This is a genomic window from Streptomyces sp. WAC05292 (assembly GCF_003949955.1).
Taxonomy (GTDB): Bacteria; Actinomycetota; Actinomycetes; order Streptomycetales; family Streptomycetaceae; genus Streptomyces; species Streptomyces globosus.
Genome location: NZ_RPSE01000420.1, coordinates 1 through 5298 on the forward strand (window position 1 = coordinate 1; position 5298 = coordinate 5298).

The window sequence follows — 5298 nt, forward strand, 5'->3', positions numbered from 1 at the left end:
GGCCGGGATCGCGGCGCAGGGCAGTGACCGGACCGCACAACCGGGACGGGGTACCGGGACACGGGGCCGTGACCGAGGCGGGCAGCCGTGACCGGGGCGCGAGGCCGCGGGGTCGGGGCCCGGAACGCACCGGCTGCCGATCCGGGCCTCGGACCTGCACCGGCCCCCGGGGTGGTGCCACGCGCGCGGGGCGGGCCGGGGCCTGGGACAGCGCCGCGCACGAGGGGCGGGCCGGAGGTCGTTTCCCCGGCGCGCGGCGACACGGTGGCCACTCGGCTGCCGAGCACGCGTGGGGCCCGCGGCCCAGCCCGAGCCGGCCGTCGCCGGTGCCAGGGCGGTGCGCCTGCGGCGGCGAGGACGCGGAGCCGCCGAGGCGGGGGAACGGCTCCGACGAGGCTTCGGTGCCGCTGCGCGGAGCCGATCCCCTACCCGCCCCTTCCCGAAACCGGGGGCGAAGCCCCCGGCCCCCCGGAGCGTGCGCTCCGCGCACGCGCGCTCAAACGCCGCGCGGGCTTGATATTGCCCCCACCAGGCACATCGGGCCCCGCCGGGCGCAATCAGCCCCGCCGGCACAATCAGCCCCGCCGGCGCTTGAGGCGCAGGGGCGCGGGGGCAGCGCCCCCGAAACCACCCACGCCCCGACACCCGACCACACCCCGCCAGGCAAAACCAGCCCCGTCGGCGCTTGAGGTGCGGGGGCCCGGGGCAGCGCCCCGGGTGCGGACGCGCCCCGGCCCCCGCGGGCACGGACGGCGGGGGCGGGGCGCGGCGGGGTTACAGGGCTACGCCCATGAGGGCGTCCACGGTGCGGGAGACGAGGCCCGGCGCCGTGGTGTCGTCGCCGTCGGCGGCGTTCTGGGCGTCGACCCAGCGGTCCACCGCGGCCAGCGCCGCCGGCGCGTCGAGGTCGTCGGCGAGTGCGGCCCGCACCTCCTCGACCAGGGCGTCCGCCGGGATGCCGTCCGGCCGGGACACGGCGGCCCGCCACCGCGCGAGCCGCGCCTCCGCCTCGGCGAGGACGGCGTCCGTCCACTCCCAGTCCTCGCGGTAGTGGTGGGAGAGCAGCGCCAGACGGATCGCCGCCGGGTCGACCCCGGCCCGGCGCAGCGCGGAGACGAAGACCAGGTTGCCCTTGGACTTCGACATCTTCTCGCCGTTCAGGGCGACCATCCCGGCGTGGACGTACGCCTTGGCCATCGGGAACTCGCCGGTGAGGACCTGCGCGTGGGAGGCGCCCATCTCGTGGTGCGGGAACGCCAGGTCGGAGCCGCCGCCCTGGATGTCGAAGCCCATCCCGAGGTGGTCCAGCGCGATGGCGACGCACTCGATGTGCCAGCCGGGCCGGCCGGGGCCGAGCGAGGCGCCGTCCCAGCTGGGCTCGCCGGGGCGGGCGGCCATCCACAGCATGGGGTCGAGGGGGTTCTTCTTGCCGGGGCGGTCGGGGTCGCCGCCGCGTTCGGCGGACAGCAGCCGCATGGCTTCCGCGTCGAGGTGGGAGACCCCGCCGAAGTGGGGGTCGGATTCCACGGAGAAGTAGATGTCGCCGTCCAGCTCGTACGCGGCGCCCGCGTCCCGCAGCCGTTCGACGAGGGGCACGATGCCCGGTATGGCCTCGACGGCGCCGATGTACTGCTGCGGCGGCAGGATCCGCAGCGCGGTCATGTCCTCGCGGAAGAGTGCCGTCTCGCGCTCCGCGAGCTCGGTCCAGTCGTGGCCGTCGCGCAGGGCCCGCTCCAGGAGGGGGTCGTCGACGTCGGTGACGTTCTGGACGTAGTGGACCTGGCGCTTGGTGTCGAGCCACACGCGCTGCACGAGGTCGAACGCGTTGTAGGTCGCCGCGTGACCGATGTGGGTCGCGTCGTACGGGGTGATGCCGCAGACGTAGATGCGGGCGACGGGACCGGGGTCGAGGGTGATCTTCCCCTGGGTCGCGGTGTCGTGGATCTGGAGGTCGCGGCCCTTGCCGGGCAGGGCGGGGACCTCAGAAGCGGGCCAGGCATGCATGTCCTGAGCCTAACCGGACGGGTGTTCCGGAAACTAACCGGACCAGCACTGTTGGCCGGATGGACGGCCTTGCGCTGTGGCCGGTTCTGTGCGTCCCCGGCGGTGCCGGTTCAGACCGGCGGCCACGGGATGGACGGCCATTCGCCGGACGGCTCGGGGTGTACTCCGGTGCGCAGCAGGCGGGCCACCCGGGCCCGTACGGCGGCCAGCTCGGCCGTGGTGATCAGTTCGGCCAGCCGGGTGGCGAGGGGCTCGCCGTCGGCGAGCTGCCGCTCCAGCCGGGTCAGGACCCCGCGCGCCTCGGCGGTCAGGGGTTCGCCGGCCCAGCCCCAGAGCAGGGTGCGCAGCTTGTCCTCGACGTGGAAGGTGACGCCGTGGTCGATGCCGTAGAGGCGGCCGCCCGGGGCGGGCAGCAGGTGGCCGCCCTTGCGGTCGCCGTTGTTGATCACCGCGTCGAGGACGGCGAGCCGGCGCAGCCGCGGGTCGTCGGCGTGCACGAGGAGGGCGGTGCGGCCCTCTCCGACCTCGGCGAGGGCGACCGGCTTCCAGCCGTCGCCCGCCTCCTCGCCCTCGACGAGGGCGAGGAGTCCGGCGCCGTCGGCATCGGCGCCGGCGTCCGCGTCGGCGCCGCCGCCCTGTGCGGTGCCGGGCCCGGCGGCGTCGATCCACTGCTGGACCATGCCCTCCCCGTACGGCCCGTCCCGCAGCACGGTCGGCGGGACGAGGCCCCAGCCGGTGGCCTCGGAGACCAGGTAGGCGGCGACCTCGCGGCGCGCCAGGTTGCCGTCGGGGAAGTCCCACAAGGGGCGCTCGCCCTTGACCGGCTTGTAGACGCAGTCGGTGCGGGCGCCGCCGAGGGCGGCGGTGCACAGCAGGACGGCGTTCGACGCGCCGGGGATCCGCCCGACGACGGTCAGCTCGCCCTCGGCGAGCAGTTCCTCCACCTCCCCCGCGGTGTTCACACCTGGCGCCGGTAGCCGTTCTGGCGGGGGCACACGTGGCCCTCGGGGTCCAGGGGCAGGCTGCACAGCGGGCAGGGCGGCCGGCCGGCGTTGACGACGTCGAGGGCGCGCTTGGCGAAGGCCCGGGCCTGGGCTCCGGTGAGGCGGACCCGCAGCATGGGCGGGCCGTTCTCCTCGTCCTGGAGGAGCCGCTCCTCCGCCTCGGCGAGGTCCTCTTCGGAGTCGGCGTCGAGTTCGACGAGCGCCTGCGCTTCGACGATCATGCGCTGTTCCTCGCCGTCCCAGGCCAGGGCCATGGTGCCGACGCGGAACTCCTCGTCGACGGGGACGTCGAGCGGCGCGGTGTCAGCGGCCTCGGCGGGCGCGACGGCCGGGACGGCGGCGTTGCCGCCGCTGCGCCGCACGACCTCGTCCAGCAGTTCGTCCATCCGCTCCGCGAGTGCCGCCACCTGGGTCTTCTCCAGGGAGACGCTGGTGATGCGGGGACCGGCTGAGGCCTGCAGGAAGAACGTACGGCGTCCCGGCAGACCGACCGTGCCGGCCACGAAGCGGTCCGGCGGGTCGTAGAGGAACACCTGACGGGGCACGTCCAGTCTCCAAGTCTCTGCTGCGGGGGCGTCGGCGGGGCGTGGCCGCGCCGCGGGGTGGCCCATCCACCCTACTGCGCCGTTCGATCACGCCGCGCCCGCACCGCCTCCCACGACCGCGTTCCCGCCGTCCTCGGTGGCGGCTTCGAAGGTCTCGGTCTCGGACGCGGCGGGGTCGGGTGCGCGGGCGGGGCGCGGTGCGAGGGAGGCGAAGTCGCCGGTGTCGCCGAGCCGGAGCAGGAACGGGCGCGTCGGCGTGTAGCGGACGGCGGTGACGGAGCAGGGGTCGACGTGGATGCGCTGGAAGAGGTCCAGGTGCATGCCGAGGGCGTCGGCGACGACGGACTTGATGATGTCGCCGTGCGAGCACATGAGGAAGACGGCGTCGGCGCCGTGCTCCTCCTCGACGCGCGCGTTCCAGTCGCGGACGGCGTCGACGGCGCGCGCCTGCATCGCCCGCATGGACTCGCCGCCGGGGAAGGCCGCTGCGGAGGGATGCTGCTGCACGATCTTCATCAGGGGTTGGTCGGCGAGTTCGGCGAGTTTGCGGTTCGACCAGTCGCCGTAGTGGCATTCGCCGATCCGCTCGTCGGTGTGCAGCGGCAGGTCGGGGCGCGCGGCGAGCAGGGGCTCCAGGGTCTCCCGGCAGCGCTGGAGCGGGCTCGTGACGGCTGCGGCGAGCGGTACGCCGGCGAGCCGTCCGGGCAGGGCGCGGGCCTGCTCCGCGCCGCGTTCGTCGAGGCCGACGCCCGGGGTCCATCCGGCGAGCAGCCCTGCGGTGTTGGCGGTGGACCGCCCGTGTCGTACGAGGATCAGCGTGGCCATGGGCGCAAGCCTAGGGTGCGCCGTGCGGTGCGGACACCGGGAGTTGGGGGTGCGGACGGCCGCGCGCCGTGCGCGTGCGCCGCTAGGCCGGTGCCGGGGCGGGGGTGCCGAGGGCGTCGAGGCGTTCCGGCATGCGGAGGCCGACCATGCGGTGCCAGCCGGCGAACCGCTCGTACGCGTACACGGCGCGGATGCCGGCGGCGAGGGCGGCCGACTTCGCGGCGGGCCAGCGCAGCAGCCGCCCCATGTGGTCCATGACGGCGAGGCTGACATCCCGGTAGACGGCGATCTCGGCGAGGGCGCTCTGGCGCAGGACGCGCTGGATGGTGCGGCCGTGGCCGCGGCGGGCGAGGCGCAGCAGCTCCTCGTGGCAGTAGGCGAGGTGGTTGTCCTCGTCGCCGCTGATCATGCGGACGGCCTTGCCGACTTCGGGGTGGTCGCCGAAGTGCCGGACGAGCAGGGCCATCTGTTCGGCGGCCCGCTGTTCGGTGACCCGGCTGTGCGCGAGGTAGACGACGACGTCGTGCTCGGTCAGCGGCTCGTCGGCGCGCAGCCTGGCGTGGGCGAGGCCGATGCCGCGCCGCTCCAGCAGCATCGTGTAGTCGGTCTCGGGCGGGACGGGGACGGGGGGCAGTCCGCGTTTGCGCAGCAGGGCCCGGAAGATGCGGCCGTGCTTGTCCTCGTCGGCGCCGTGCCGGGCGACCTTGGGGGCGAGGTCGCGCATCCCGTCGGGGACGAGGGCGGCGATGCGGGCGTTCTCCCAGCCGCCCTGGGATTCCCCGCTGGCGGCGATGGAGCAGAAGAGCTGGAAGGAGTCCTCGTCGTCGAGGATCTCCTGGAACAGGCTGCGGGCGGAGAGCATGCTCCGAGTCAACGGCGGGCCGTGGGGGCGGGCAACCGCGGGGGTGTGCCCGCTCCTC

The 5298-nt window shown here is 75.1% G+C and carries 5 protein-coding genes; all 5 read right to left on the reverse strand.

Features of this window, described 5'->3' with window-relative positions:
- Positions 1-774 precede the first annotated feature (774 nt).
- A complete protein-coding gene (gene mshC, locus EF903_RS28265; protein ID WP_125547861.1) occupies positions 775-2004 on the reverse strand; it encodes a cysteine--1-D-myo-inosityl 2-amino-2-deoxy-alpha-D-glucopyranoside ligase in 1230 nt (409 codons plus the stop codon).
- 110 nt (positions 2005-2114) lie between these two features.
- Entirely contained in the window at positions 2115-2999 is an 885-nt protein-coding gene (locus EF903_RS28270) for an SCO1664 family protein (protein ID WP_125547862.1), read from the reverse strand.
- The gene (locus tag EF903_RS28275; RefSeq protein WP_114056904.1) at positions 2963-3553 is read right to left on the reverse strand and encodes a DUF3090 domain-containing protein; all 591 of its coding nucleotides are present in this window, start codon (positions 3551-3553) and stop codon (positions 2963-2965) included. The genes EF903_RS28270 and EF903_RS28275 overlap by 37 nt, the downstream gene beginning before the upstream one ends.
- A gap of 87 nt (positions 3554-3640) precedes the next feature.
- Entirely contained in the window at positions 3641-4378 is a 738-nt protein-coding gene (locus EF903_RS28280) for a histidine phosphatase family protein (protein ID WP_125547863.1), read from the reverse strand.
- An 82-nt stretch (positions 4379-4460) separates the two neighbouring features.
- Entirely contained in the window at positions 4461-5240 is a 780-nt protein-coding gene (locus EF903_RS28285) for a ferritin-like domain-containing protein (RefSeq protein ID WP_125547864.1), read from the reverse strand.
- Between the last annotated feature and the right edge of the window lie 58 nt (positions 5241-5298).